At 36.2% G+C, this 25,868-nt stretch carries 27 protein-coding genes and 1 riboswitch; of the genes, 15 read left to right on the top strand and 12 right to left on the bottom strand.

Features of this window, described 5'->3' with window-relative positions:
• Positions 1-215 precede the first annotated feature (215 nt).
• Positions 216-938 carry an ankyrin repeat domain-containing protein gene (locus tag MKY80_RS21740; protein ID WP_342531195.1) on the bottom strand — a complete coding sequence of 241 codons (723 nt, stop codon included), beginning with the start codon at positions 936-938 and terminating at the stop codon, positions 216-218.
• Positions 925-1,344, bottom strand: a complete 420-nt coding sequence (locus tag MKY80_RS21745; protein WP_089985848.1) for an MFS transporter — start codon at positions 1,342-1,344, stop codon at positions 925-927. Before MKY80_RS21745 ends, MKY80_RS21740 begins: the two co-directional genes overlap by 14 nt.
• Positions 1,345-1,500: 156 nt before the next feature.
• Here MKY80_RS21745 and MKY80_RS21750 point away from each other — a divergent pair, with 156 nt between their 5' ends.
• A complete protein-coding gene (locus MKY80_RS21750; protein WP_008175380.1) occupies positions 1,501-2,379 on the top strand; it encodes a LysR family transcriptional regulator in 879 nt (292 codons plus the stop codon).
• 209 nt (positions 2,380-2,588) lie between these two features.
• Here the strand turns inward: MKY80_RS21750 and MKY80_RS21755 are convergent, their stop codons facing one another.
• Entirely contained in the window at positions 2,589-3,029 is a 441-nt protein-coding gene (locus MKY80_RS21755; protein ID WP_008175383.1) for a VOC family protein, read from the bottom strand.
• Between the two features lie 296 nt (positions 3,030-3,325).
• Between MKY80_RS21755 and MKY80_RS21760 the strand changes: the two genes are divergently transcribed.
• Complete coding sequence (locus MKY80_RS21760; RefSeq protein WP_089985849.1) at positions 3,326-4,171, top strand: aldo/keto reductase; 846 nt, start codon at positions 3,326-3,328, stop codon at positions 4,169-4,171.
• A 55-nt stretch (positions 4,172-4,226) separates the two neighbouring features.
• On the opposite strand, the gene MKY80_RS21765 is transcribed toward MKY80_RS21760, so the two are convergent.
• Positions 4,227-4,610 carry a helix-turn-helix domain-containing protein gene (locus tag MKY80_RS21765; protein ID WP_008175386.1) on the bottom strand — a complete coding sequence of 128 codons (384 nt, stop codon included), beginning with the start codon at positions 4,608-4,610 and terminating at the stop codon, positions 4,227-4,229.
• Between the two features lie 110 nt (positions 4,611-4,720).
• On the opposite strand from MKY80_RS21765, the gene MKY80_RS21770 reads away from it, so the two are divergent.
• The 5 genes from MKY80_RS21770 (at position 4,721) to MKY80_RS21790 (ending at position 10,247) form a co-directional block, all read left to right on the top strand.
• On the top strand, positions 4,721-5,905 hold the full coding sequence (locus MKY80_RS21770) for an MFS transporter (RefSeq protein ID WP_107922332.1): 1,185 nt from the start codon (positions 4,721-4,723) through the stop codon (positions 5,903-5,905).
• A gap of 159 nt (positions 5,906-6,064) precedes the next feature.
• Positions 6,065-7,015 (top strand): ABC transporter substrate-binding protein, encoded by a 951-nt coding sequence (locus tag MKY80_RS21775; protein WP_089985851.1) that lies wholly within the window; start codon positions 6,065-6,067, stop codon positions 7,013-7,015.
• Positions 7,016-7,093: 78 nt separating this feature from the next.
• Complete coding sequence (locus MKY80_RS21780) at positions 7,094-8,665, top strand: helix-turn-helix domain-containing protein (protein WP_089985852.1); 1,572 nt, start codon at positions 7,094-7,096, stop codon at positions 8,663-8,665.
• 149 nt (positions 8,666-8,814) lie between these two features.
• Complete coding sequence (locus MKY80_RS21785) at positions 8,815-9,216, top strand: hypothetical protein (RefSeq protein ID WP_089985853.1); 402 nt, start codon at positions 8,815-8,817, stop codon at positions 9,214-9,216.
• A 98-nt stretch (positions 9,217-9,314) separates the two neighbouring features.
• A riboswitch (SAM riboswitch) is annotated at positions 9,315-9,421 on the top strand.
• An 88-nt stretch (positions 9,422-9,509) separates the two neighbouring features.
• Positions 9,510-10,247: a cyclase family protein gene (locus MKY80_RS21790; RefSeq protein WP_089985854.1), complete on the top strand. Its 738-nt coding sequence runs from the start codon at positions 9,510-9,512 to the stop codon at positions 10,245-10,247.
• Positions 10,248-10,276: 29 nt separating this feature from the next.
• On the opposite strand, the gene MKY80_RS21795 is transcribed toward MKY80_RS21790, so the two are convergent.
• Both MKY80_RS21795 and MKY80_RS21800 read right to left on the bottom strand, forming a co-directional pair.
• Positions 10,277-10,873: a DedA family protein gene (locus MKY80_RS21795; RefSeq protein WP_089985855.1), complete on the bottom strand. Its 597-nt coding sequence runs from the start codon at positions 10,871-10,873 to the stop codon at positions 10,277-10,279.
• A gap of 73 nt (positions 10,874-10,946) precedes the next feature.
• The gene (locus MKY80_RS21800) at positions 10,947-11,720 is read right to left on the bottom strand and encodes a Cof-type HAD-IIB family hydrolase (RefSeq protein WP_089985856.1); all 774 of its coding nucleotides are present in this window, start codon (positions 11,718-11,720) and stop codon (positions 10,947-10,949) included.
• Between the two features lie 325 nt (positions 11,721-12,045).
• Between MKY80_RS21800 and MKY80_RS21805 the strand changes: the two genes are divergently transcribed.
• The 3 genes from MKY80_RS21805 to MKY80_RS21815 all read left to right on the top strand — a co-directional run bounded on the left by MKY80_RS21805 (position 12,046) and on the right by MKY80_RS21815 (position 14,658).
• Positions 12,046-12,729, top strand: a complete 684-nt coding sequence (locus MKY80_RS21805) for a DUF2225 domain-containing protein (RefSeq protein WP_036121430.1) — start codon at positions 12,046-12,048, stop codon at positions 12,727-12,729.
• Between the two features lie 22 nt (positions 12,730-12,751).
• A complete protein-coding gene (locus tag MKY80_RS21810; RefSeq protein WP_012295965.1) occupies positions 12,752-13,105 on the top strand; it encodes a hypothetical protein in 354 nt (117 codons plus the stop codon).
• 143 nt (positions 13,106-13,248) lie between these two features.
• Positions 13,249-14,658: an erythromycin esterase family protein gene (locus MKY80_RS21815; RefSeq protein WP_239355112.1), complete on the top strand. Its 1,410-nt coding sequence runs from the start codon at positions 13,249-13,251 to the stop codon at positions 14,656-14,658.
• Between the two features lie 43 nt (positions 14,659-14,701).
• On the opposite strand, the gene MKY80_RS21820 is transcribed toward MKY80_RS21815, so the two are convergent.
• Entirely contained in the window at positions 14,702-15,877 is a 1,176-nt protein-coding gene (locus tag MKY80_RS21820; RefSeq protein WP_089985858.1) for a DUF4272 domain-containing protein, read from the bottom strand.
• Between the two features lie 29 nt (positions 15,878-15,906).
• A complete protein-coding gene (locus MKY80_RS21825) occupies positions 15,907-17,097 on the bottom strand; it encodes an SMI1/KNR4 family protein (protein ID WP_342531205.1) in 1,191 nt (396 codons plus the stop codon).
• Between the two features lie 373 nt (positions 17,098-17,470).
• Between MKY80_RS21825 and MKY80_RS21830 the strand changes: the two genes are divergently transcribed.
• Together MKY80_RS21830 and MKY80_RS21835 are read left to right on the top strand one after the other, a co-directional pair.
• The gene (locus tag MKY80_RS21830) at positions 17,471-18,112 is read left to right on the top strand and encodes a TetR/AcrR family transcriptional regulator (protein WP_239355110.1); all 642 of its coding nucleotides are present in this window, start codon (positions 17,471-17,473) and stop codon (positions 18,110-18,112) included.
• A gap of 113 nt (positions 18,113-18,225) precedes the next feature.
• A complete protein-coding gene (locus MKY80_RS21835; RefSeq protein ID WP_115648602.1) occupies positions 18,226-19,635 on the top strand; it encodes a carboxylic ester hydrolase in 1,410 nt (469 codons plus the stop codon).
• Positions 19,636-19,668: 33 nt separating this feature from the next.
• Here MKY80_RS21835 and MKY80_RS21840 read toward each other — a convergent pair whose 3' ends face one another.
• Positions 19,669-20,499, bottom strand: a complete 831-nt coding sequence (locus MKY80_RS21840) for a MerR family transcriptional regulator (RefSeq protein ID WP_090002114.1) — start codon at positions 20,497-20,499, stop codon at positions 19,669-19,671.
• A gap of 86 nt (positions 20,500-20,585) precedes the next feature.
• Between MKY80_RS21840 and MKY80_RS21845 the strand changes: the two genes are divergently transcribed.
• Both MKY80_RS21845 and MKY80_RS21850 read left to right on the top strand, forming a co-directional pair.
• A complete protein-coding gene (locus MKY80_RS21845) occupies positions 20,586-21,053 on the top strand; it encodes a GNAT family N-acetyltransferase (protein ID WP_036121436.1) in 468 nt (155 codons plus the stop codon).
• Positions 21,040-22,383, top strand: a complete 1,344-nt coding sequence (locus MKY80_RS21850) for an MATE family efflux transporter (RefSeq protein ID WP_342531209.1) — start codon at positions 21,040-21,042, stop codon at positions 22,381-22,383. The genes MKY80_RS21845 and MKY80_RS21850 overlap by 14 nt, the downstream gene beginning before the upstream one ends.
• Positions 22,384-22,426: 43 nt before the next feature.
• Here the strand turns inward: MKY80_RS21850 and MKY80_RS21855 are convergent, their stop codons facing one another.
• The 3 genes from MKY80_RS21855 to MKY80_RS21865 all read right to left on the bottom strand — a co-directional run bounded on the left by MKY80_RS21855 (position 22,427) and on the right by MKY80_RS21865 (position 24,787).
• A complete protein-coding gene (locus MKY80_RS21855; protein WP_090002118.1) occupies positions 22,427-22,882 on the bottom strand; it encodes a GNAT family N-acetyltransferase in 456 nt (151 codons plus the stop codon).
• Between the two features lie 218 nt (positions 22,883-23,100).
• Positions 23,101-23,634 (bottom strand): GNAT family protein, encoded by a 534-nt coding sequence (locus tag MKY80_RS21860; RefSeq protein ID WP_043989967.1) that lies wholly within the window; start codon positions 23,632-23,634, stop codon positions 23,101-23,103.
• Positions 23,635-23,734: 100 nt separating this feature from the next.
• Positions 23,735-24,787: an AI-2E family transporter gene (locus tag MKY80_RS21865; RefSeq protein WP_008175417.1), complete on the bottom strand. Its 1,053-nt coding sequence runs from the start codon at positions 24,785-24,787 to the stop codon at positions 23,735-23,737.
• Positions 24,788-25,222: 435 nt separating this feature from the next.
• Here MKY80_RS21865 and MKY80_RS21870 point away from each other — a divergent pair, with 435 nt between their 5' ends.
• Complete coding sequence (locus MKY80_RS21870) at positions 25,223-25,612, top strand: RidA family protein (protein ID WP_008175420.1); 390 nt, start codon at positions 25,223-25,225, stop codon at positions 25,610-25,612.
• Positions 25,613-25,868: the final 256 nt, after the last annotated feature.

The following is a 25,868-nucleotide window of genomic DNA, read 5'->3' on the forward strand; positions in this document are numbered from 1 at the left end:
TACTAAAATACCATATTTTGCATTATACATTTATCTTAAAATGAAGTACAAGATAAATTCCATACATGGTCATTATATGGTAATCCTCTACTTATTTTCTTCTTATTCTTTTATGAGGGCGTGAAAAAACACAACTTTTTATTGCTTGAAAAAGTTGCGTTTTCTGTTTACAGAATGTTGTAGCTCGAATCGAACATTCCACTCCGTAAACCTATTTATAGTTTTGCCCCTGCTTGAATAAGAAGGTTGCTAATTTCCTGAAATCCTAGAGATTGTGCATGCTGAAGGGGAGAGATTCCCTTTGCATCTGTCAAATGAACATCCACTCCATGTTCAATCAATACATGAATAGTTTCCTGATATTTTGGGCCACCATCCCCATAGACGATTGCTTCTAACAATGCCGTCCAGCCTGGTTTATTCATATGGTTTACATCGACATTTGTATGCTCAAGAATTTCTTGAACATTCTCTACATAACCATGCTCTGCTGCTGGAATTAATGCAGTCCCTCCAAATCTATTGAAGATGGTAGGGTCTGCTCCTGCCTCAATCGTTAGCCTCAAAATTTTTAAGTAACCTTCGGCGCCTGCATAAAGGAAAGGGTTATTTTCCATGTGATCTCTTCTATTAATGTCAGCACCATGCTCAATCAAAACTTTTACAACATCGGGGAAATTTCCATAGGTTGCAATCATAGCAGCCGTTCTTCCCTGCTCATCAGCAACATTACTATCGATTCCTTTATTTAAAATGTCCGTAACTTGTGTAGCTTCCCCCTGAGTTGCAGCTTGAAAGAAATCCTTTTTTAGTTGGGTTTTATCCGACTCAGTTAATTTATTAAAGCTTTCATAAGCAAGGATATTGGCGATTTCTTTAAATCCCTTTTCCTGGGCATGCTGCAATGGCGTCACACCATCTAAATCAGCCATACTCATATCCGCACCATGAGCTAGTAAAACCTTCACCGTTTTCGGTGGTAATATCTACGATGTAAGCCATTATAGAAGGAGCCAATGCTGCTGATCCAATCCCCCCAATAAAACGTGAAATATGAAAAACGGTGAAATTACTTGCTAAAGCTCCAACTAAATTGGATAACGCAAACAAAATTAGACCACCAATGATCATTGGCTTTCGGCCATACTTATCAGAAAACCTCCCAGCTATAGGTGAAAATAAAAATTGTGTTAATCCGAAAGCAGATACTAAATATCCTGCTGCTTTACCACTTGCACCGAACTCAATCAGCAGCTGTGGGAGAATCGGTATGACAAGACCTGCACCAAGCATAGCGAGAAACATATAAACTAATAGAAGTGGAAATACGGTTTTAGTTGGCATAGTAGTTGTCCCTTTCACACATATGTGCGAGAAAATGGAGACATATCTCCTTTTTTCTTTTATACAAATATGCTAACATGGCACTAACTATATGAAAAATATTAAAAAAATATGTTTTACTTAGGTTTTCCGAATAATAAGGAGGTGTACTTTTAATTGGATATTCGACAACTACGATATTTCATTGCGATTGTAGAGGAAAAAAAGATTTCTGCTGCGGCCGAAAGGCTACATATTTCTCAGCCTCCATTAAGCCAGCATTTAAAAGCGATGGAGGAAGAACTAGGCTCAAAACTAGTGGAGAGAAGTGGAAAATATTTCAAAGTCACTGAGGCTGGAAAAACCTTATATAAATACGCACTACAGGTAGCTCAATTAATGGAGGAAGCTGATGCGGAAGTTAAAGATGTAGGATTGGGCATTCATGGACGATTAACATTAGGCATTAATACGTTTTCAGTAGTTGAGCTCCCTTCATTATTACATCAATTTCAACAACACTATCCTAAGGTAACTTATAAGATCCAGCAAAATGAATCCTCTTATCTATGTAAGCTTGTTAGAGACCGTATAGTAGAATTGGCTATCATTCGATTACCTTTAGAATTAGATGATTTCTCTGTTCTTCATATGTATACAGAGCCATTTTACTTTATTCAATCCGACAAAAATGATCGACTAGAACATGACGTGACACTGGCAGAAATTCAAAATTGGCCACTCCTTTTACCAAGTACTGAAGGGTTAGGCGTTCACTATTCAATATTAGAAGCCTTTTCACGCTTCCAATTACAATCCCATATCGTGGGTGAATGTTCAGATACCGCACTTTTAATGAATTTAATTGCTACGGGATTTAGCTCCTCTATCGTACCTGAAACTATTCTAAAGCAATATGGTGATTTACCACTTCATGCATACAAAATACCGTCAGAAGAATTATCCACCTCTGTAGGACTCGTATGGCTGAAAAATCATTACCTATCAAAAGCCGCGCAAAACTTTGTGGATTTAATGAGAAGAAATTACTGTTAAATGTATCACTATATCGCTCAATAACAAAAAGTAGTACACTTGCTATTTTCAAGCTGTAGACAAACTCTTAAAAATATTGAGCTTGTCTACAGTCTTCTCTTTACAATGATGTATCGTAATATCGTCGCTTTTCGCGGGAGTTGTTACTCTACAGGAATCCCCCACCTATTCCAAATAGCTGCTCTTATTATGTGAGATACCTATTACTTTTATTGAATAATTAGCATATCGTTCTCATCGAACTGCCACATATCGCCGTAAGCAACTTCCCAATAGAAGCCATTCGGATCTTGGAAGTAGCCACTATAACCACCCCAAAATACAGTTTCGGGCTCTTTAACAATTTTTGCCCCAGCCTTTTTGACTAATGCAAAAATACTGTCCACCTCTTCTTTTGATTTACCATTATAAGCAAGAGTGATTCCACCAAAGCCATGACCAATTTCAGGTGGGTTTGCTTCATTAATATCTTTAGCCAATCTTTCAATTGGAAAAAGTGATATTTTTGTCCCTCCATTATTAAAGAACATAACATCAGGATTTGTTTCCTCTCCGTAAACTACAACCTCAAAACCTAACCCTTCTCGGTAAAAAGCGAGAGACTCTACCATATCTTTAACACCTAATGTAATTAAATTTAAACGATTCATCTGCCAAACCCCTTTTTATAGTATTACTACATATATTCTCCATCGAACAAACATTTCCTTTTATTACTGAAATACAGCCATGCATGGCAATTATCTTGGCACACCGACTAGTAGATGTGGTCAATTAAAGAGGCTTACTAATTTAATGAAAATATTTTTATCCCTCTAGCCATTGTTAGCTCACAAAAGTTACCTCTACGTTTCTATGACACAAAAAAGTGCGTACTTTTTTTGAAGGCATGTTAGCAGCATAATGAAAAAGCAATCAAGCAATCACAAAACATGGAGGACTTAAAATGATTACTCATTTACAAGATAAAATCACATTAAACAATGGGCTACAAATGCCTGGAATGGGGTTAGGTGTTTTTCAAGTAGAGAATGATGCTACAGCTGAGATGGTTAAAAATGCTATAGAGGTTGGCTATCGCAGCATCGATACTGCCGCAATTTATGGCAATGAAGCTGGTGTCGGGGAAGGTATTAAACAGGCGCTAACATCAACTAACCTGCAACGTGAAGATTTATTTATAACATCAAAAGTTTGGAACGATGGATTAAGCTATGAGGAAACTGTTACTGCCTATGAGGAAAGCCTAGAAAAACTAGGGCTGGATTATTTAGATCTTTACCTGATTCATTGGCCTGGGAAAGATAAGTATGCTGAATCTTGGAAAGCGCTAGAGGACCTATATGATCAAGGTAAAATCAAAGCAATTGGTGTTTGTAACTTTACTGTTGCCCATTTGGAAAACTTACTATCATTTGCACGTATGAAGCCGGTTGTGAATCAAGTGGAATTCCATCCACGTTTACAGCAAGCTGAGCTTCGTTCATTCTGCGACAAGCACGAAATTCAACTTGAGGCTTGGGCACCATTAATGCAAGGTGGACTTCTTGAAGATGCAACCATTTCAAAAATAGCAGAAAAATATAGTAAATCAAATACCCAAGTTATTTTACGCTGGGATGTACAAAATGGCATTATCACTATTCCTAAATCTGTACGTCGAGAACGTATGATGCAAAACGCTGATATTTTCAACTTTCAGCTAACAGATGAGGAAATGGCTATCATCAATGCGATGAATCTTGAACAACGTGTCGGACCTAATCCAAATGAATTCGACTTTGCTTTATAAGCTGTGTAAAAGGAAAGGAGACTGTCTTCAATATGACAGTCTCTTTCTCCCCTCATTACGATGTTTGCTGCATGGCGATATCTTCATCACGTTGTTTTAACAGTACATCTTCACCTTTATCCTGTAATAATTCAACATGCTTTTCGCCCCAAGTGCAAAGCATGTTCAAAATAGGTTCCATACCGTGTCCATAAGACGTTAAGGAATATTCAACTTTTGGTGGTACTTGATTGAATACTTTTCGATGGATTAATCCAGCCTGCTCCAATTCTCTCAATTGATTTGTGAGCATTTTTTGTGAAATCCCCGGAATCAATCGCCGAAATTCATTTGTACGAATTTTACCATGGTGGTTTAAATGACAAAGAATAATTGGTTTCCATTTACCACCAATAACTTCAAGTGTAGCTTCAACACCAATATTATAAACTTTTTGCATCGTAAACCCCCTGTAATATTCAAAAGTAACTAAAAGTACTCTACGTGCCTTTTTGGTATGTATGAATAGTACTACACTCGATAAAAAAAATCAAAGGAGATTGTTTTAGTATGTCACAATCAAAAAAGCCAAATGCTACATTAACTTTATTAGCACTTGCAATCAGTGCATTTGGTATAGGGTCCACTGAATTTATCAGTGTTGGGCTTCTACCATTAATTACGGATGACTTCGGTATATCTTTAAGTACAGCTGGATTAACTGTTTCTATATACGCACTGGGCGTTACTATTGGAGCTCCATTATTAACAGCCTTCACATCTCGCCTTAGTCGAAAAACTGTATTATTGCTTGTTATGACCATTTTTATAATCGGTAATTTAACTGCAGCTATCGCACCTATTTTCTCCATATTGATTATAGGTCGTATTATTTCTGCATTAGCACATGGTGTGTTTATGTCGATCGCTTCTGTTATAGCTGCTGATGTAGTTGAACCTAATAAGCGAGCAAGTGCTATTGCCTTTATGTTTACGGGATTAACATTAGCTACTGTGACAGGTGTCCCACTTGGTACATTTATTGGACAAATAACAGACTGGCGTATGTCGTTCATTTTTATTGTCATGATAGGAATTATCGGTTTAATAAGTAATGCTTTGTTAGTACCTCATCAATTATCTAAAGGTAATCCCATTTCTTTACACGATATTGGCAAAGTATTAGGCAATATCCGCATGTTATTAATACTTTTCATTACTGCAATCGGCTATGGTGGGGCTTTTGTTGTCTACACCTATGTTTCACCCATTTTAGAACAATATATGGGTTACTCGCCACATGCCGTAATCATTATTCTAGTTGTCTATGGTATTTGCGTTGCTATTGGTAATACACTAGGCGGCCATTTTGCTAACCAACATCCATTACGATCCATCTTTATTATTTTTGTGGGACTTGCCTTGGCGTTACTTGGCATTGGTTTCACTCTTGAGTCACCGATTATAGGGCTAATCATGGTACTGACAATGGGGTTATTTATGTTCATGAATGTCCCAGGATTGCAATTATATGCAGTTCTCCTGTCCGAAAAATATGTGCCATCTGCCATTTCGATGGCTTCAGCATTAAATATTTCTGCTTTTAACGTAGGCATCTTTTTAGGTTCCTATATTGGAGGCGTAATTATTCGTCATCAATCATTAGCACACACGCCTGTTTATGGATTCTTTATGGTTATGCTTGCAGCGGTCGTTACACTCTTATGGCTACTTTTTGATAAAAAGAAACAATAGTGCTCTAAACTTCATTTTGTATAAAAAAGATGTAGAAAATATGTATTGTTTGTTTTTATGTTGTATCCTATAATTTATTTGAATCAAACGAGAATGATTATCATTCTAAATTAAGATAACATTCAATCTGTTTTAGTAAATTTATAGGAGTGAATTGCCATGCGTATCAGTCGATATTTTACATTTGTACTTTTCCTTGTACTGATGTTCGTTTTAAGTGCCTGTGGTTCAAATGAAGCACAAACAAATTCCGAGAGTGAGAATCCAACAAAAGAAGATACACGAGTTGTAGAGGATGGGTTTGGTGAAGTAACAATTCCAACAAATCCACAGCGAGTAGCAGCCATCTATATGGAAGATTATTTAACTGCCTTGGATGTCAAACCCGTTGTGCAATGGTATCACCCATCCTGGGGTAAACAAGATTATTTAGGTTTAGACGTACCTGAGTTTGACGTTACAGGTAGTATGGAAACGTTACTTCAAGCTAAGCCAGATTTAATCATTGTAGATGGTGCGGCAGATAAGGCAAAGTATGAAGAATATTCTAAGATTGCGCCTACTTATCGCTTAAAAGAAGAAATACTACAAGATCCACGTGAGATTGTGAAAACGATAGCTGATGTTTTAAATATCCCTGAGAAAGCAAATGAAATCGTTGATAAATATGAGGAACGTGTTACTAATTTAAAAGCTAAGTTAGATGAATCAGTTGGTGACGAAACTGTTGCCGTTGTTCGTTTAAATGTTGCCGATAAAACATTGGCATTATTCGGAATGAAGAATCGTTACACAGGCTACATTTATACGGAAGCTGGTTTAACTCCACATCCATTAGCTCGTGATATGACAGAGTTCCAAGAGGTCTTGTCTGAAGAAGCTATTCCAGAATTAGATGCTGATCATATTATACTCTTCCCTTCAAATGGCACTTGGGAAACTGAAGAAAATCAAGAGGCGATTAAATGGTTAGATAGTACACTTTGGAAAGCAGTTCCTGCTGTAAAAAATGGACAAGTTTATATTGCCGATCGAACTTATTGGCAGTCTGGTGCCATTACTGCAAACCTACGAAAATATGATGATCTTGAGAAATGGTTCGTGAAATAATTTACAAAAGAAAGCTCTTTAGGGGGCTTTCTTTCTGTTGTTTTCCAAATTTAAACTTTACTTAGGAGTGCGTGGACAATGGGTAATTTAACACAAATCTATCATTTACAAACTATTTCATATACTATTCTGTCAGTGAATATGCAGTCATATAGCCATACATACTTTTCGCTTTTCATCCTTATTAGTGGAAACGGAACACTTAAGACAAATCATGAAACTATCCACCTTATGAAAGAAAAATGTGTGATTATTCCACCTAATAGCCATGTCGAAATTCACACTGCCGATGAGCCTCTCTGCCTGTACCAATTGACATTTAACACGATCTATCTTAGTGAATCCCATGCTCCTACTAGTCTCTTTACAAGTGTTAGAGAACTACGTCTCCTTCCTTTCTCTCAATGCAATAAACTATTAGAAGCTATTTATCGGTGTCGTCAAGCAAAGGATGAACACACTATTTTTGAGCAGCATGTTCGTTTTCAAGAATTGATGCTATTTATTTTTGAACAAAACCAACCGAAGCCTATACTACAAAATGATCGTCAATCTGTAGAGCAATCTATTCAATATTTGCACAAATACTTTGGAAGGGATTGGACTGTTGAACAGTTAGCAGAACTAGCAGAAGTTCCAAGATGGAGTTACTCTCGTATTTTTAAAGATATTACGGGGCAGATTCCTCTTCATTATTTAAATAGTATACGTATTGAAAAGGCCAAACAGTTATTAATGACAACTAATGATCGTGTCTTTGAAATTAGTCAGTCCATTGGCTTTAATAACGAATATTATTTTAATCGTCGTTTTAAAGAGCATGTAGGTATTTCCCCAGGGCAATATCGACGAAGTCAGAGCAATAATGTACGTGTATTTGCACCGTTCTTAGAGGACTTCTTTGTAGCTTTAGGGATTACACCCATTGCTCAATTCAGTCATTCCAAATGGGGAAAACAAGACTATTTAGGTTTGCAGGATGTTCCCGATATCGATGTACAGTTTGGAGAAGTGGATCGTCTCTTTCACTATAAACCAACTTTAATTATGTTAGATGCTGGTATAGAGCGTTGGGAAACTTGTCTTCATTTAAATAAGCTGGCCCCAATCTGTCACCTCAACCACCCTGGGGAGGACTGGCAATCGACTCTCTTTAAAATTGCTGATTTAACAGGGAAAACCTCTATGATGCAAGACATTATCATGGAATATGAGGATAAGGTACAGAAGGCTCGACGAATTCTCGGTAAATCCGTTTATGGGCAAAGTGTTGCATTTCTTCGCATTTCGTCCATTGGCATTACACTGTATGCTGGCCCTGAATGCGGCTATACAGGGCCAATCCTATATCGTGACTTGGGCTTAACGCCTCATCCATTAGTATGGAAAATACCGCTTAACCAGCGTAAAGCTCATCTGACATCAGATCAACTGCTACAGCTAGACGCTGATCATTTGTTTATCACCTTCGACAAGCAACACTCCATTTATGAGCATGAAGAGCGTACTATTTTAAAATCTTCTATGTGGAAAAACCTAAGAGCAGTTAAGAGCAGCTGTGTTTATGAGGTGGATTTTTTAACGTGGATGAATTATGGAATCCTATCACATAGCAAAAAAATAGATGATGTATTAAATGTTCTTGGCTAAAGAACGTAAAGGAAGCTGCCATGGCTTCCTTTTTTGTTTATGTAGCATATTATGTTTTACACTCCTGTACAGGACTATCTTTATCCAAACACCTAAAAAGATCATGATACATAAGATAAGATATCAGCTTTTGGATAGGAGGAATTGAATTGTATTATAATCCTTATCCGTATTTTGTTCACCCCTACCATTACCCAATACCATCGACAGCCCATCACCTTGCAGCTAGACCCTTTTCTCAACATTTAGCAATGCCGACCAGTAATAGTGCCTTTCCCCCTGTTGATACACAAAAATTAATATCTTCAGCTACGCGGATAAAGGCGATTATGCAGCAAGCACAATTACTTACGGATAAAATTGATAGCTCTCAACAATTTGCCCATGATTTAAAAAATGCTGCACAACTTTCAAATAAAACAGATGTCGAAAAATTGATTACATCCACAGGCATCACTACAAAATTCGAAACCAACTATACACCAGATAATTTTAGAATACAGCTTATGGATAGTGGTTGCTGTAGAGTAACGTTAATTTTGAATTGGTAAATAAAAATCTTAACCCTGTAATCCTATAAAAGTTGTAAACTATAAAAATATATGCTAAAGTATTTGTACTATTATTTCTGAAAATTCTTATATTCTATTTCTTATCAAGAGAGACGGAGGGATCGGCCCGATGAAGTCTCAGCAACCAGCTCAATCAGTATGGTGCTAATTCCTTTTGGCAAAATCTAAGCCTGAAAGATGAGAAGACGAACTACCCACGTATGATTCAGGGAGTCCTCTTCTATAGAGGACTCTTTTTTATTTACCATTACTTTTAGAAAGCAGGAAATTAAATGTCTAACGAACTTTTAGAAGCATTGCACTTACTAAAATCAAAACAATGGGTCGATTTGACACATACCTTCGGCCCACATTCACCTCATTTTTTTATGTTTGAAGATGCTAAATTTGAAACATTATTCTCGCATGATGACGGTTTTTTCGCACAGCAGTTTACTTTTCCCGGACAATATGGAACACATATTGACCCACCTATTCACTTTGTAAGAGATACTCGTTTTCTAGATGAACTAGAGCTAAAGGAGCTCGTTCTCCCGCTTATCGTTATTGATAAATCACAAGAGGCTACTAGTAATCATGACTTTACGCTCAGTGTCCAAGATATTCTAGAATTCGAGGCACAACATGGACAAATAGAAGAAGGTACTTTTGTGGCACTGCGAACAGATTGGAGTAAGCGTTGGCCCGATAAAGAAGCATTCAATAATAAAGATGTGGATGGCCATAATCATCTTCCAGGCTGGGGCTTGGAGGCATTACAATTTTTATTCAAGGAACGTAAAGTAAGTGCAATCGGTCATGAAACTTTTGATACCGATTCTGCTACTGATTTTCGTCAAAGCGGCAAATTGGATGGAGAATATTTTGTCCTTGATCAAGACACCTATCAAATTGAGCTTATGACTAATTTGGACAAGCTTCCTCCAAAAGGGGCTATTATTTTTAATATTGTACCTAAGCCTGAAAAAGCATCTGGATTCCCTGTTCGATCATTTGCCATTTTGCCATAATAAAAAGTCGGTACGAATCATACCGACTTTTACTTTTGTACGTTTCTTTTTTTCAATAAATAATAAACGATTAACATGACAAGGACAAACAGTAAGATGACATAAATACTGTAATGGGACAAATAGTAACCGACGAATCGCCACTTCTCCCCTAATACTTTTCCTAATGTTATAAATGTGAACGTCCAAATAAATGCTCCTGTATAAGCAAAGAATGCGAATTTCTTATAGGGATAATTATTAATAGCCGCAATATAAGCTGTCAGATGGCGTACACCTGGAATAAAATAGCCCACTATTAATAAAAAAGGACCTACTTTCGTAAACATTTTTTTAGTAAAATCAATTTTTTGCTCAGTTATATGAAATTTTGGCCCATATTTCTGCAAGAGCGGTAAGCCAAATCGGTGGCCGATATAGTAGCTTAAAGTAATACCTCCCATGGCGCCAATCAGGGCGCTTACTAACGCTGGGATATGTTCAAGACTTTCTCGATAAACACTATAGCCTACATAAGTTAAAAATACTTCATCAGGAAGTGGCAACCCAACAATGCCTCCAATTAGGATTACAATGATGCCAAAATACCCGTAATGTTCAATTAGAGATTGCACATGCTGCGCCATTTTCCGACCACCTAACACCTTTTCTATACAGTCATAACCGTATCCCTAAAAAATTGCTCAAGCAAATATGTCGTTAAATAATGTGAAGCTGACGTAAAGCAAAATCTATGCCACCTTCAATGGATTTCTTTGTAACAAAATCTGCAGCATTTTTTAGAGCTTGGCTCCCATTTCCCATGGCAACCCCGAGGCCAACCTGCTCTAGCATATCTATATCATTCTCTCCATCTCCAAAAGCTATTGCATCCTTAGAATTAATCTCAAAATAATCCAGTACAGCCTTCACAGCTATCGACTTGGACACATCCTGCTGTAAGACATTCACAATATAAGGATGCCATCGTTGCCGTAATATATTCGAAAATTGACAAGCTAATCTTTTTTCAGCCTGCTCATCTGCATAAAGACACATAAGAAAAACCTCTTCTTCTATAATGCTGTCATTTCTAACGGGAAAATCACGTAAAGACAATGTCTCTTGCATCGCGCTTAAGGCTAACGGATTTTGAATAGCATTCATCGTAAGTTGTTCTGTAAAAAATGTTAAGGAATGCTGTTGTTGCTGTGCAAAAGCTTGAACATTTTGAACAATGCCCTTATCAATCGGAATTTTATGTATGACAACATCCTTGTGCTTCACATATGCTCCATTTGCCGTAATAAAGGTTTCAATTCCCAAACTTTTCAGCTCTTCACACATGGACAATGGCCTTCCTGTCGCAGCCACTAGATGAATCCCTTTATCCTGTAGTAGGTGAATGGCCTGCCTTGTACTTTCTTCCACAGCGCCATCCTCATAATTGACCAGAGTACCATCCACATCAAAAAACACTATTTTAAATGTCATTTACTTCATCCTCTCGCACATAACTTTTGAACTATACAATTCAAATTGTCTATGAAATAAATTGTATATAATTCGACAAAATTCGCTCGAACTATATAACTTACTTTAAGTACACCGATAAATACTATTACAAGCTTATTTCTAATGATATTTAACTAAAAATGTAAGAATTATTTTTAATTTAATAATTCTAAAGGAGTATACCAAAGAACACAGAATTGTTAAAATGATAGATAATGAATTAAATACATTGAACGATTATCGATTGCGTTTAAATAGAACAAAAGAAATACTAATTCTAGAGCATGCAAAGGAGTTGATTCTTATGGCATTTAACATCTACTACTATGAAAGTAGCGTAGATTGTAAATTTTGCAAAAAGCATTTTACAACGTATAAAGTACGCCCAAATCGATATAAAATTATCGAGGAACAAACAGATTTCATGCCCGTCTATGATGGCCTAAACCCTTTGCTGTATGAAGTTGCTGTGTGCCCACATTGTGGCTTTGCTTTCCATAAATCCATGACGCGGACATACGGACCTTTCATGCAGCTCATAGATGAACTATACATTAAAGAGCTACAGAAACCTATGAATATCTGTCAGGAACGTACAATCGATGATGCCATTATAAGCTTTAAGCTGGCCTATCTAGTATCTCGCGCATCAATGGAAGAATCGCTTTTGATGGCAAATTTCGCATTAAAAATTGCCTGGTTATATCGTTTGAAAAACGACGAAGAATCTGAAAAACGCTACCTTTTTGCCGCTAGAGATTTTTACAGTAAATCATTTGCATCTAACCAGGAAGGTGGAGAGCGAATTCAATTTTTACATGCCGAGCTAAGCCTCCGACTTGGTGATATGACAGAAGCTAAAAAAGGATTTTCTAGATTAATTGCCGATAAGAATGTCTCGCCAAAATATCGAAAGCTAGCACGCAATCGTTGGGAAAATTATAAATATGATGAACAACCTATAACCGTTAAAGAAAGTATGAATTGATGTGACGAGGAGAGGACTAGTTATGTTGCTATTTCAAAAAAAGATAGATGTGAGAGAAGAGGATATTTTTTCAGAACTGCATCATTTTTTATTAAGAAAAAATAATCGTTATTTAACAAATGAAGAGGTTGTGACGTTGACAGGTGTCTCGTCTGAGCTGCTGTATAAATGGGTTAAAGCCGGAAAGTTAAAAAATTCGATTTTCCCAAATTTAGGCGCACCTTGTGAAAGATGTGGACAAATTACTCAAGCGAAAATTTGCGTGAGCTGCTCCTCCTCTATTATTGGTACCTTAAATCAAGAGGAAAAGGATCGGGCATGGTTTAACCAAATTCAACGAAATCACGTTAGAGCTAGTACGTATCATTATAAATAGCTATTGGCATCTCCATTTAAATGGAGATGCTTTCTTTTTTAACAATCAATTCAAATTTAAACAAAATTTAAACAAACTCCTCCTATGCTTTAAACTTTGCCCCTTATACTTAGGATCAACATAAAGAAAAGGGCTGATTTTCAATGAAACATTATAGAAAACGGAAAGCTTTATTAAGTACAGCACTGACAAGTTTAATCGTATTCAGTGGCATAACTAGTGCTTCAGCAGCTGACCCTGCGATAAAAGAGCAGGAAAAATACGGAGCGGTTCAACAGGCTAGGACTACTACTGAAACATTAGAGGATTGGAAAAAATGGGTGAATGATCATGCTTACAGCTTGACTTCCATTCAGCCGGAACCAGCTAGTTCTCAGAAAATCCCTTCTAATAAATTTGAGGACCTAGCAATGCTAAAGCCATTATTACATGATAAACGAATTGTCTTTTTAGGTGAAAGCTCTCATGGGGTCGCACAGTTTAATCTCGCTAAAACTCGTTTAATACAATTTTTACATCAAGAAATGGGTTACAATGTTTTAGCCTTCGAAAGTGGTCTGGGCGATGTCATGAATGCCCAAGGAAAAATTGATAAACAAGCTGCACTACAAACGATGAAGGATGCTATTTTTGGAGTATGGTGGACAAAAGAAACATTGCCTCTTTTTGAATACGCAAAAACAACTCAAGCTACAGAAAAACCTCTTGTTCTAGCAGGCTTTGATATTCAACAGCAAGGGGCATTTACGAATGGGAATTGGTTGCAAAATCCTCAATTGGCTCAGCAATTCAGTGACGCGGAAAAGCAACTCGCAGAATGGAGCTCTAGCAAAGATGTAAAAGGCTACCAGAAAGAAAAAACGGCTATTATTAACGTTTATAAACAAGTAAAAGCACAAGTTCAGACGAAAGAAAAGGAGCTTCAAAAAGCTTATCCGAATGAACTTCAAATAGTAAAGCTGATGGAGCGCACTTTAGCAGATCGTATCCGTTTGGCAGACGAATATGTAGAGCTAACAATTCAATCCAATATCGAGATGGAGCAAAATAAATATGAATCGTTTTTAACAACAATGGAGTGGCGTGATCAGGCGATGATGGAGAACTTACTTTGGCTAGCTGAAGAAGTGTATCCAACAGAAAAGTTTATTGTTTGGGCGCATAATGACCATATTCGTAAGGCTCAATCAGATGTAATGGGCTCCCCATATCCAGTTAAATTAATGGGTGAACGTTTACCAGACATCTACAAAAAATATAGCTATGTATTAGGTCTATATATGACTAGCGGAGAAACTGCCAATAATATGGGCGAGACGATGCCCGTTTTACCACCAATAAAAGGATCTATCGAAGATATTGTATCCTCAGCCAACAAACCTTACACATTCATTGATTTACGTAATCGTCAAAATGAACGTGGTAACTCATGGATGTTTGAACCTCGCCTATCCTATAGCTGGGGAGTAATACAAGAAAGCCTTGTTCCACGCGATCAATACGATGGTATTCTTTTAATTGATAAGGTGAATAAACCAACCTATGTAAAATAACCTTTAAATATAGCAAACTAGTATCCTAGTTTGCTATTACTTTCTAAGTATCCATTGATATCGTTTCCCACTCTTCATTTTGATGACCGATCAACCAGAATAAGGCTCTACGTCTTTCCATAACAATACTTTCATTCATTCCAACAGGAGCCGGTCGTTCTTGTATACGACTATCTACGCACGCCCAGTGTAATCTGAATATCTTGTCGGCTTCATCCATTATTTCTTTCTGACTACGCATCATAATTTGAAGATAAAATTGCTCAAACGTTTCGCAGTTAGAAATAACTTGAATAGCGTACTCACAATCACATACTTCATCAGGAAAATCAAGCTCTTTAACAAATCCCAGTACCCAAATCAGTATCCAATAAGCTTCATATTGCCATGAAATATTAATGGCTTCTTGTGCATTTGGTTGTTGGTCATATAAAAAGGCCCTTTCATTGTCCGTTAGATTTGCCTCCACTTCATATTTATGCAACATATTGATGAAGAAATCTCTTGATTCTTCAACATTTTCTCCTTGTGCCACATCACAAGCAAATTGAATAACAATTAGTAAAGCTACAGCTCTCCTAGCAATATCCTCTTTGGCTTTAAGCTGACAAGCTCCAATTGGCGGAAGTTGCGGGAGTGAATCTGTGTATGGAATACCGTTTTCTTTTAAATACGCTATCGTTTTATTCTTTCTTTGATGACCTTCTTCCGATGTCGCCTCTTGTCCCCTCACCTTCTGTGTACAAGCATAAGGCCTAAAGTTGGATGGCCCTGATTGCCCATCAGGATAAACAATGACTGCACCTTCTTTGTCTAACAAGGTACCATTTGGTAAAAATCCAATTCCTCCAATGGTTAATAGCAGGCTCAAACATAACTGCATTTGTTCACCCTTTATTTCTTTTTCACATTCGATCGCAATTACTGTATTTAACACAGAAATTTGCGTTAAAACTAATTCTTTTAAATGGTTATCTTCAAATGGAATACTGTTGTAATAGCTCATCATTCCAGGGATATTATTCACAAAGTATTCTGAGTTTGTATCTTCAGACATCACCCTAACCATCAATTTATATTTGTTAAATAGTGCTTTGGATTTTATAAGATAGTTATCTTCATTTTTTTCAATAGCAAAACCTTTACTAAAAACATCGAAAATCTTACATTCGATTTCTTTTGTATTATTCATAGAAGCGAATATAGTGAAATTGTTCATTTATTACTCCTCCTTACAATTATTAGATTTCACCAAAGTTGAATGCCCTCTAGAGCTTGGCTAAAAAATTGTTTATGTTTTCGTAGTACTTCATTGTCCTTCCAAAACGTAAGCAATGACAGCCATTTCTCCATATCCACTGAAGTTGTCGGTTTAATTCCTTGCTGCAACATTTGGCATACAGCTCGTATTGCTATTTGACGCTCTACTTCCCTACCATTCAACCACTCAAATAAAGTTTCTGCACTCGGCTGTGATTCTACTAAAAGCGTATCCCACCCCTCTATCGGAAAAGAAACATAACGTTTCATCCATGCTATTGTTCTTGGGTTATGAAAATGACGTAGTCGATGTAAAGCTGTATAAGATTCAATTCTCCTTTTTTCAATATCTTGAAGAACAAGTGATAACCCCACTTCTTCTGGTAGACAGTAGGCGGTTAAGTAATCTCTAATACTATTAGGCAAATCATTTTGATCTTCCCAAAGTGTCATCACCCAATGACTTGCCTCTGTTGCACAAACCTCTACTAGCACTTTGCACCATACTTCTTTATCTACTAAACGCCGTGATTGTTCAATTTGATTTTGAAGTGCGGCAAACACTTTCCCAGTATTTAACCGTGTAAATGCTTCTCGAACCCTAGTATCCTTCATACCATGCATCGACACATATATGAGTAAAGTATCCAGTTGATACATAACGTTCTCCCACGTTGAAGTTAAATATTGTTCAAACCACTTTAGCCAGATTTGAGAAGTGGTCAGACTTAAATCTAGTCCACCTTCACTACAAAACTGTAGATACTGTCCACAATCTGCCCCTATGCATCCTAAAGTTGTAGCTCTCTCTACATAATCTTTAAAATTCAAGGCAAGAAGGTCATACTCACCCCCCTCATGATTCCAATACCAAACGGAACCATCCTCAATCTTAATAAGAAGTGCATCACCATTGCCAGTCGTATGAAATTGTAGGTATAGTTGTTCTTTTGCATTATCACTGTCTCCGCCAAAATCAGGGAATTCGAGTTCTTCCAAGCTCCAGCCAAAATCACCTGAAGGTGTGTCTTCCAGCTCAATAGGAATTAGTGCCTCGTCAGGTAAAGACCAATATACCCCCACTTGTCGAGAACAATGAATTAATACATCACGGAACTCAGAAGGAATCGGAACGCCGAGCCGCATCTCTACCATTGATAATTCATGCACAGTAGCCATAGGCTTTATCTCCAGTGGATGAATCCAAGCACCTTGCTGTTCAAGCTGTTTTAATAATTACGTCCATCGATCAATCCATATTTGCATATCTATTCCTCCATGCTTAGAAAAATATTTCGGATAATGCTCTACTTTTTTCTCTACTAATGTATCGTCAGGAAGTCAATTATGTATTAGAGTTTGGTTTTACTTTGCCTAAAAACACTCGGATTATACTTCTATTTAAATTCAAAATATATGCTAAATTACTTACCTTTTCTAGTTCTTTTCTAGTTTTCTTCAGCAATTCTCATAAATCGTATCATGTTGACAATTTGGAAGGATACGCCTATTATTATAGATACATTCGAATGTATCTATAAGGAGATATTTTATGGCCAGAAATAAATATCCAGAAGTTACGAGAAAAAGAATCATTGAATCAGCTGTTAAATTATTTACTTTAAACGGTTGGGATAATGTAACGATTCAAGAAATTGTCGATGATGTAGGGGATATTACTAGGGGAGCATTTTATCATCATTTTAAAACGCGTGCTGATGTTATTGATGCCATCACAAAGGAAATGCTAACAGCAAATAATTATTTTAATGACATCTCAGATTTGGAAAACTTAAATGCTTTAGAGCGTTTAAGACAAGGCATTTCTTTCTCAATTTCTCAAAGTGGAAAGGAAGAAAACTTATCCTCGATTCATTTGAAAATGAATTCTGCCGAGTTTGTTTATAGCCGCATCACAGAAGGAATTCAGGTTGTTGCACCAGGAATTCAAAAAATTATTGATGAGGGCAATCAAGACGGCTCACTGCAAGTTGCTTTCCCTAAGCAAGCAGCTGAAACTTTTACAATGCTTTTTGACATTTGGATGAATCCTGAAATATTTCGTGTAAGCCGAGCCGAATTTATTCATAAAATTGAACATATAAATTTGATGTTCAAAGGAATTGGCATACCACTTATGAATGATGAATTGAAAGATGTTTTTTTAGCATTATTTGATAAAGTGCAGGAATAATAAACTACTATATGTAGTTTATTATTTTAATCTTATACATACATTCGTATGTATATATACTTAAAAATATTTTTAATTAATTACATACATTCGTATGTAAAAGGAGATAAATGATGAAAACCTTAGAAGTACTATTTACACTTATTTTAATACTATCGAGTATCTCACTAACTTTTAGACAACGTGGGGTAACTACAATAAATCTTATTATGATAGCTACCAATTATGTTTTGTTAATAGGAACAATTATGACAATTGGTGCTAACTGGCGCATGATCCCTGCTTATTTTGTTTTGATGTTATTAACATTACAAGTTTTTGTGAAGCCAAAAAGTACAATTGTTTCAAAAAAGTTAAGGATGAAAATAATTAAAACTTCAGGTATTGTTGTGGCCACTATTACAATGTTCACATTACCAACGTTATTTCCAATCATGTATTTTCCTGAACTAACAGGAAAATACACAGTAGGAACACAGACATTTCACCTGACCGATAAGAATCGCAAAGAATTTGTTGTACCTAATCATCAGGTGAATCGCGAACTGATGATTCAAGTTTATTATCCTGCTGAAAAAGAGACAGGACAACCTTCACCCTACTTTAAAGATATAGATGCGTTAACACAACAGTTAGCAACGACACAGGGTTTTCCCAATATCGCGACAACGCATTTAGGACTGACGAAAACCCGTTCTTATCAAGATGCGACAGCTATAAAGTCTAAAGAAAAATTTCCACTTTTATTATTTGCACATGGTATGAGTTTATATAGTCGACAAAATACCTTCCAACTAGAAGAATTAGTGAGTCATGGCTATATTGTCGTTGCTCTTAACTTTACAGGTGATGCGGCAACAACAATATTCCCCGATGGTGATCGGGTTGATTTTACACCAATTGAAAACACCATTACATTCTTGAATAATCGAATCCATCTTTGGGAGCAGGATGCATCATTTGTTTTAGATGAAGTCATTAAAGGCGATTTTGATAAGAACTTTCGTGCAATAGCCTCACTAATTGACTATGATAACATTGGTATGCTAGGTCATTCTTTTGGCGGTGCTACTTCAGCTCAAATGCTAGTAAAGGATAATCGTATTAAAGCAGCCATTGATATGGATGGTGGGTTATATGGCGATTTAATGCCAAAAAATGGTCCTGAAAAGCCTTTTATGCTGATGAATGCTGAGGCATCCATTAACTTTATGAAAGAAGCATATAACCAGCAGCCTGGTAATCGTGATGAATTGTTTGCAGAAGCTTATCTACGAAATAAAACAATTGAAAAGCCTGGTGTCTACACAGCTATTATTCCAAAAACAAATCACGGAAGTTTTACAGATTTAGCAGCCGTTTCGCCGATTATTAATGAATCTGGGGCAGATGTAAATGCAATTTATAAATTGATTAATGAATTATCACTTGGCTTTTTCGATAAAAATTTAAAAGGAATCCAAGACAATAAATTAAATAAAATACAAAAGGCACATCCGGAAATAAACTTAACATTGCATTAAGTTTATTTGGGGTTGTTGATAGGCAGAGATGCATCAACAACCTTCTTTTATTTCCACCATAATCTTTGTTACATATTCCTCTTCACGATTTTTAATAACCGCATCATAAATATATTCCTCATAAACATATTGCCCCAGCTCATAGCCTTTTTCTCTCATGACCTGAAATAATCGCTTGTAGGTCTCTCCCAGAGTTATAGACGTTCCTACATGGTATCCAACAATAAACTTTCCTTCAATTGCTTTAAAATAAGGATGACCTTCCTGCGGATGCGGCTGCTCAATATATAAGTACCTATAATTATCATAGTTACCGGCTAATACCTGCTCCCTTTTGGTAATTCCACCAATGGGATAACCTGTGTCTAAGCGAGAGCGATCCAATTCATCTATAAAATCAGAGACAGACTTAACAAATTGTTCTTCCGTTGAGTCCTCAATATTTCGACTTAAATACAAGGTTGCCTCTGGAAAATGCTCAATTGTAATGCTATCAAAATCAAGTTGTAGTGACTCCTTCGTTAAATCAATTTTGACATCAATAATGCCTTCAATCATCTCCAGTTCTCGCCGCTTTTTTGCGACAATTTCCTTTTGTAGATGCATCAATTCTAAAAAATTTTCAGGTGATTTCTCCGCCATATACTGCTGTATATCTTTCAAAGACATGCCAACAGCCTTTAATAACTCAATGACGCTAAAAAAATCATATTGAGCGAGTGAATAATATCGATACTCTTTACTATCCTTCATAACAGGAGATAGCAAGCCAATTTGATCGTAATAAATTAAAGTTTGTTTATTAACCTTACATATTTTAGCAAATTCACCAGTTGTAAAATACTTTACATTTTTATTAAGCATTTTTTGAGTATCCTCTCTTGACTATATAGTAACTATATACTTTAGATTGTACCTATTCACAATAAAAATAGAAAGGTTTTGACATTATGTTCACGGAGATTCGTGACATTACAGCTTTTAACAAACAAGAAATTTTAGCATTACGCATTGCTGACAATCAGCAAAATTTTATTGAAAGTACAGACCAATGCTTAGCAGAGGCGGAGATGGATCGGCGCTTTACACCTTTAGGCTTATATAAGGACAGCACCGTAATAGGCTTCGCTATGTATGGCGTATTTCCTCATGAGGATCATAGTCAACGAGTTTGGCTTGATCGTTATTTAATTGATGAACGCTATCAGGGACAAGGTTTAGGTAAACATTTTTTACAGCAGCTTATACATTACTTAACAGAAAAATTCAGCTGTCACAAAATATATTTAAGTGTTTATGACAATAATGCAGTAGCTATTCAGCTATATAAACAGTTTGGCTTTATGTTTAATGGTGAACTAGATGATAAAGGGGAAAAAGTAATGGTCTTGGAGGTGCATGGATATGACAACCATTAATCCAATTGAAACACGGCCGCTCAAACCATTGTTTTTATCCTATTTATTTCCAGCTATGATTGGCATGCTTCTCATGTCCGTTAATATTTTAGTGGATGGCATTTTCGTTAGTCACGGCGTGGGTCCTACAGCGTTAGCAGGCGTTAATATTGCTGTTCCGATTTTCTCTATTCTGCTGTCTATTTCGCTTTGGATAGGGATGGGTGGAGCTACACTCTATTCCATTTCTCTTGGGGAAGGCAATAAGCAACGAGCCCATCAGCTCTTTACGCTGGCGTTTACTACAATGCTTGTGGTCGTGTTAACAATTATCGGGTTCCTTGCGCTTAATTTAAAAGATATTTCATATATATTCGGGGCAAGTGATGATACGTATCCATATGTGCAAGAGTATTTACACGTTATTTTGTTATTTGGAGTGTTTTATACAATTGAAAATCTTTTAAGTATTTTTATTCGCAATGATGGTAATCCAAAGCTAGCTATGCTGGGTTTAATTACAACATCTGTATTGAATATTATCTTAAATTATATTTTTATCTTCGTTCTAGATTATGGTGTAACAGGCTGTGCATTAGCAACAGCAATAGCTACTATTATAGGTACTGCTGTCCTATGTCTTCATTTTTTCCGCCCACAGTCTGAATTAAAGTTTGTCTCTTCATTCTTCAATAAGACAGATTTAAGAAAAATTTTCGCTATCGGATTACCTAGTTTTATTGTCGAGGCTTCTGTAGCGGTTATTATTATTTTATATAATGTGACCTTTTTACACTATTTAGGGGCAAACGGTGTGACCGCCTATGCAATGGTCAACTATATCCATACAGTCCTGTTAACGATTTTCTTAGGTATTGGCATGGCTCTACAGCCATTAGTTAGCTATCATCATGGGGCAAGATTACTTGAGAGGTTAACAGCATTACTTAAAATCGGATTAGCTACGGCTTTTATTTTAGGATTAACAACAGCACTTATAGCTATGCTTTTTCCTTCACAGCTTATGGCTTTATTCGGAGATAGCTCATTCGAAATTCGGCATATGGCAACTCAAGGCTTTGTTCATTTTGCTATAGGCTATGTATTTTTAGGTATCAATATGGTGCTCGCCGAATTCTTTCAATCTATCGAAAAAATTCGTATTGCCACAACTATTATGTTACTACGGAGTATTATTTTATTTATCCCAACACTTATTCTCCTGCCTAAAGTGTTTGGCTCTCAAGCAATTTGGTGGACCTTCCCAGTGGCAGAGGGTATTACAGCCTTACTTATTTACGGGTATATCAAAAAAAACCCACGAATAATTGCCTCTTCTGGCGATGCTTAAATGGAAAGGGACCTTGTACTTATACAGGTCCCTTTCCTTCTATTTATTCAGTTAAATATTGAATAACAGCCATTTCTTTACCGAAACGATCGCCATTATCGACAAAGCCTAAACTTGCATACAAATGATGCGCGACTTTATTTTTTGGATGATAGCCTACTATAACCTTTGTAGCATCCGGTAACTTAGCTATTTCGTTTATTATTTGCTTTGTGGCTTCTTTGCCAATACCTTTACCTTGAAAGTGCTGATCAATCATTATGCGATAGATCCAGTACCCGCCAAGCTCTTCCTTTACTGCATTGAACATTAAAAATCCAACAATTTTGTCTTCATAGTAAATGGCATATGGCTTTAAAGTTGGTTCGAACTTTGATTGTGCAATAGAAATAGCGTTGGATTCAACATAATCCCTTTGCTCTGCTGATGTTTCTAACAGGCAGCAATCATACCAATTATTTTTACTTACCTCTTCGATTCTTACAGTATTGCTAGACATATATGGTCCCCTTCCAAATTTAGGGAAACACTAAACACTTTGTTAATAAGGCGTTTCCCCCCTGTATTGAACGATAAAAATAAATGTATTTGTCATCATGACCGCCCCCTGTAACAAAGATTCTTATGTAGAATAACATACCTTTTTATACATTATTAATATTATTTTCTATTTAACGAAATTAAAGCCAGCACATATACTCTGTGCTAGCTCAATTTCTATTGCAATTTTTTCATATACTCTTCCAGCAGAATACTCATAATGATTTCGTCTGAGAAAGCATTGTTCATAAATAATGCCTGCCTCAACACACCTTCTTTTTTGAAGCCAACCTTTTCATAGGATTTGATCCCTCTAATATTATGAGAGTAAACTTGTAGTTCCAAACGATTCAGACATAGCTCCTCAAACGTAAATTTTTGAGCAAGTTGAACTGCTTCTGATCCAAGTCCTCTGCCACAATCCTCTAATCCATGCAGGGCTATACGAAACATAGCCTTCTTATTATCTAAATCCACTTCCATAATAGCTAAGTCACCAATTACTTGATCATTATCTACTAAACAAATAGCAAAATCATAGCGAGTAGAATCTTCTTTAAAGCGGTAGATCGCCTCTTTAATTTGTTCTTTTGTTAGCAAGTTACGAGTTCCTGTCATATACATGATTTCCTCATTTTGAAAGCATTTTTCAATACTTTCGCTATCATTAACAGAGATTTCTCTTAAATATACCTTCTGTCCCTTTACCATCATTGTCAAAAACACCCCCTACTTATCTTAAATGAGATACGATGTAAATAAAAAAAGAATCATCTCTACATACAAGATGATCCCTTTTGTAAAGTTATTTTTATTCCATTAATTTTTTGTCCTCAACGTCGTCCATTTTCTGTTTAGATTCTTCTGAGGAAGTAACCCCTAGAATATCAAGTAAGAACATGAACAATGGGATACCGATGATTAATCCCCATACACCAAGGAAATGCTCTGAGAAAAGGATGACCATAAATGTGTAGAAAATCGGTAAATCTGTCTTAGCTGACATAAGCTTTGGATTTAAGAAATACGCTTCAATCGCATGTAAGACCATAACAATTACTAAAATGTAGACAATGTACATTAAGCCACCAATACTATAGGCGATAATACTGAGTGGGATTAATGAAATAATAACACCTGCAACTGGCACTAAGCCAAGAATAAACAGCATAATCCCAAGAGCAATTAGATGCGGGAAGCCCATAATCGAAAGGGCAATCACTGATAATACACAGTTAACAGCAGCAATAATGAACTGTGCTTCAATTACTTTACCAAATGAACGGATGAAAATTCTTGAAAAATAATGCAGTTCATCGTAAAGAGGTCCAATTTTACTATCCTTAAACTTTGCTGTAAATTCAATGATTCGTTTCTTTTCCAACAAGATGAACAAACTCAATATTAGGGAAATCAAAATTTGCATAATGATTTTACCAATATTCGTAATATTTTTAAGAGTTATATCCACACCCTGTTCTAAATACTTACCAAGCTCAATCTTCTCAAAGGTTGGAGCCAAATATCTCGCAATCTCATTGTCATCTGGATCTAGGTTAAAGCTAGCAATAAGATCAAAAAGCTGTGTGACTTGCTGCGTGACAATGGGCAAGTATTTGTAAATCACAGCAACAATACCAGCGACCAGTAACAAATATAATGTTACAGTAACAGCCTTTTCATTCATCGGTGTGTATTTTCTTATTTTTTTCGTTGTCTTCGTAGTAAGCTGATTCATCAAATAGGTAATAATAAACGTAAGCAAAATTAAGTTGATCATACTTCGCATTAAATACAATGCAACAGCAATTCCAACTAGAATGATAAAACGTTTAAATCCATTACTCCGAAAGAAATTATTCATTTATTCACTCCTTCTACAAAACGGCCTCGCTGCCTTTGCCACCTAAGGTTGCACTAGTAACTAAACATCAGTAGTAAACATTAATTTACATCAATACGCATCATTCTTATGTAAAAATTTCCCTCTATTTAATGAGTATAGCCATCCACCTTCAAATTAAGACGAAATTCATGTTTCTTTAGAAGTATCTGTATAAAACCTAAGGGCGTGAAGTGAATTGTATGTCTAGTCAAATTAAAAAGTTAATACTTTTATCTATTTTGAATGCTTTATCAGCGTATAAGCCTATATTTTATGAATCTATTATAACCCTTTGAATCGACATATCCAATTTGTAAGTTCATTTATAATGGTATTTGTACTACTTTTATATGATTACTCTATGCTATTTTAATGGAGAGATGAAAATGAATAATAGAAAAGGAGATGGGTTCAATGAAAATTAGTAGAAATCCTGAAAACATTCATCCACCTGTAGCCCCTTATGTACATCAGATCGAAGTAACAGGACCAAACAGATGGTTAACATTATCCGGGCAAATTGGCATGGAGATAGATGGGTCAATACCTGAGGATCCGGTTGCCCAATTGAAGATAGCACTAGATAATATTCGGAAAAATCTTGATCATGCCAATATGGAGATTCAAGATATTACAAAGCTCGTGTTTTACTTGGTAGGCGATATGGAGGCTCAACAACGAAAAGAAATAATGAATGATTTTTTACAAGGACATCTTCCATGTACAACCTTACTGTACGTAGTGGCACTGGCTGCTCCGGCCATAAAGGTCGAGATTGATGCTTGGGCTTGTAAAGAAGTATAAATTTATTTTATGTAGAGCTTTATAGAAATGTGATTTGAATTTATTCTTAGAAAATTCCCCTTTAGAGACTCTAAAGGGGGATGAAATCTTCCATTATTGTTTTTCATATAAGGTAAATGCCGTTAAGCCTCCGATATTCGCAAAATCAGCTACTGTAGGGTTTGGAACATCTAAATCAGAGAACGGTACAATTCCTGTTAAAATTGCTGCCACATAGGTTTTATGGACGTTTATATTTTATTCTTTTACTAGTTTA

It is taken from the genome of Lysinibacillus sp. FSL R5-0849 (assembly GCF_038595075.1).
Classification (GTDB): Bacteria; Bacillota; Bacilli; order Bacillales_A; family Planococcaceae; genus Lysinibacillus; species Lysinibacillus fusiformis.

Bases quoted from the DNA above. Each gene is read 5' to 3' on its own strand.
- MKY80_RS21855 (WP_090002118.1), bottom strand. From the start codon at position 22,882: ATGTCTAGCAATACTGTAAGAATCGAAGAGGTAAGTAAAAATAATTGG.
- MKY80_RS21860 (WP_043989967.1), bottom strand. From the start codon at position 23,634: ATGGTAAAGGGACAGAAGGTATATTTAAGAGAAATCTCTGTTAATGAT.
- MKY80_RS21810 (WP_012295965.1), top strand. From the start codon at position 12,752: ATGTTGCTATTTCAAAAAAAGATAGATGTGAGAGAAGAGGATATTTTT.
- MKY80_RS21840 (WP_090002114.1), bottom strand. From the start codon at position 20,499: ATGCTTAATAAAAATGTAAAGTATTTTACAACTGGTGAATTTGCTAAA.
- MKY80_RS21815 (WP_239355112.1), top strand. From the start codon at position 13,249: ATGAAACATTATAGAAAACGGAAAGCTTTATTAAGTACAGCACTGACA.
- MKY80_RS21800 (WP_089985856.1), bottom strand. From the start codon at position 11,720: ATGACATTTAAAATAGTGTTTTTTGATGTGGATGGTACTCTGGTCAAT.
- MKY80_RS21835 (WP_115648602.1), top strand. From the start codon at position 18,226: ATGAAAACCTTAGAAGTACTATTTACACTTATTTTAATACTATCGAGT.
- MKY80_RS21770 (WP_107922332.1), top strand. From the start codon at position 4,721: ATGTCACAATCAAAAAAGCCAAATGCTACATTAACTTTATTAGCACTT.
- MKY80_RS21775 (WP_089985851.1), top strand. From the start codon at position 6,065: ATGCGTATCAGTCGATATTTTACATTTGTACTTTTCCTTGTACTGATG.
- MKY80_RS21870 (WP_008175420.1), top strand. From the start codon at position 25,223: ATGAAAATTAGTAGAAATCCTGAAAACATTCATCCACCTGTAGCCCCT.
- MKY80_RS21830 (WP_239355110.1), top strand. From the start codon at position 17,471: ATGGCCAGAAATAAATATCCAGAAGTTACGAGAAAAAGAATCATTGAA.
- MKY80_RS21760 (WP_089985849.1), top strand. From the start codon at position 3,326: ATGATTACTCATTTACAAGATAAAATCACATTAAACAATGGGCTACAA.
- MKY80_RS21795 (WP_089985855.1), bottom strand. From the start codon at position 10,873: ATGGCGCAGCATGTGCAATCTCTAATTGAACATTACGGGTATTTTGGC.
- MKY80_RS21755 (WP_008175383.1), bottom strand. From the start codon at position 3,029: ATGAATCGTTTAAATTTAATTACATTAGGTGTTAAAGATATGGTAGAG.
- MKY80_RS21845 (WP_036121436.1), top strand. From the start codon at position 20,586: ATGTTCACGGAGATTCGTGACATTACAGCTTTTAACAAACAAGAAATT.
- MKY80_RS21740 (WP_342531195.1), bottom strand. From the start codon at position 938: ATGAGTATGGCTGATTTAGATGGTGTGACGCCATTGCAGCATGCCCAG.
- MKY80_RS21825 (WP_342531205.1), bottom strand. From the start codon at position 17,097: ATGGCTACTGTGCATGAATTATCAATGGTAGAGATGCGGCTCGGCGTT.
- MKY80_RS21820 (WP_089985858.1), bottom strand. From the start codon at position 15,877: ATGAACAATTTCACTATATTCGCTTCTATGAATAATACAAAAGAAATC.
- MKY80_RS21865 (WP_008175417.1), bottom strand. From the start codon at position 24,787: ATGAATAATTTCTTTCGGAGTAATGGATTTAAACGTTTTATCATTCTA.
- MKY80_RS21780 (WP_089985852.1), top strand. From the start codon at position 7,094: ATGGGTAATTTAACACAAATCTATCATTTACAAACTATTTCATATACT.
- MKY80_RS21805 (WP_036121430.1), top strand. From the start codon at position 12,046: ATGGCATTTAACATCTACTACTATGAAAGTAGCGTAGATTGTAAATTT.
- MKY80_RS21745 (WP_089985848.1), bottom strand. From the start codon at position 1,344: ATGCCAACTAAAACCGTATTTCCACTTCTATTAGTTTATATGTTTCTC.
- MKY80_RS21790 (WP_089985854.1), top strand. From the start codon at position 9,510: ATGTCTAACGAACTTTTAGAAGCATTGCACTTACTAAAATCAAAACAA.
- MKY80_RS21765 (WP_008175386.1), bottom strand. From the start codon at position 4,610: ATGCAAAAAGTTTATAATATTGGTGTTGAAGCTACACTTGAAGTTATT.
- MKY80_RS21850 (WP_342531209.1), top strand. From the start codon at position 21,040: ATGACAACCATTAATCCAATTGAAACACGGCCGCTCAAACCATTGTTT.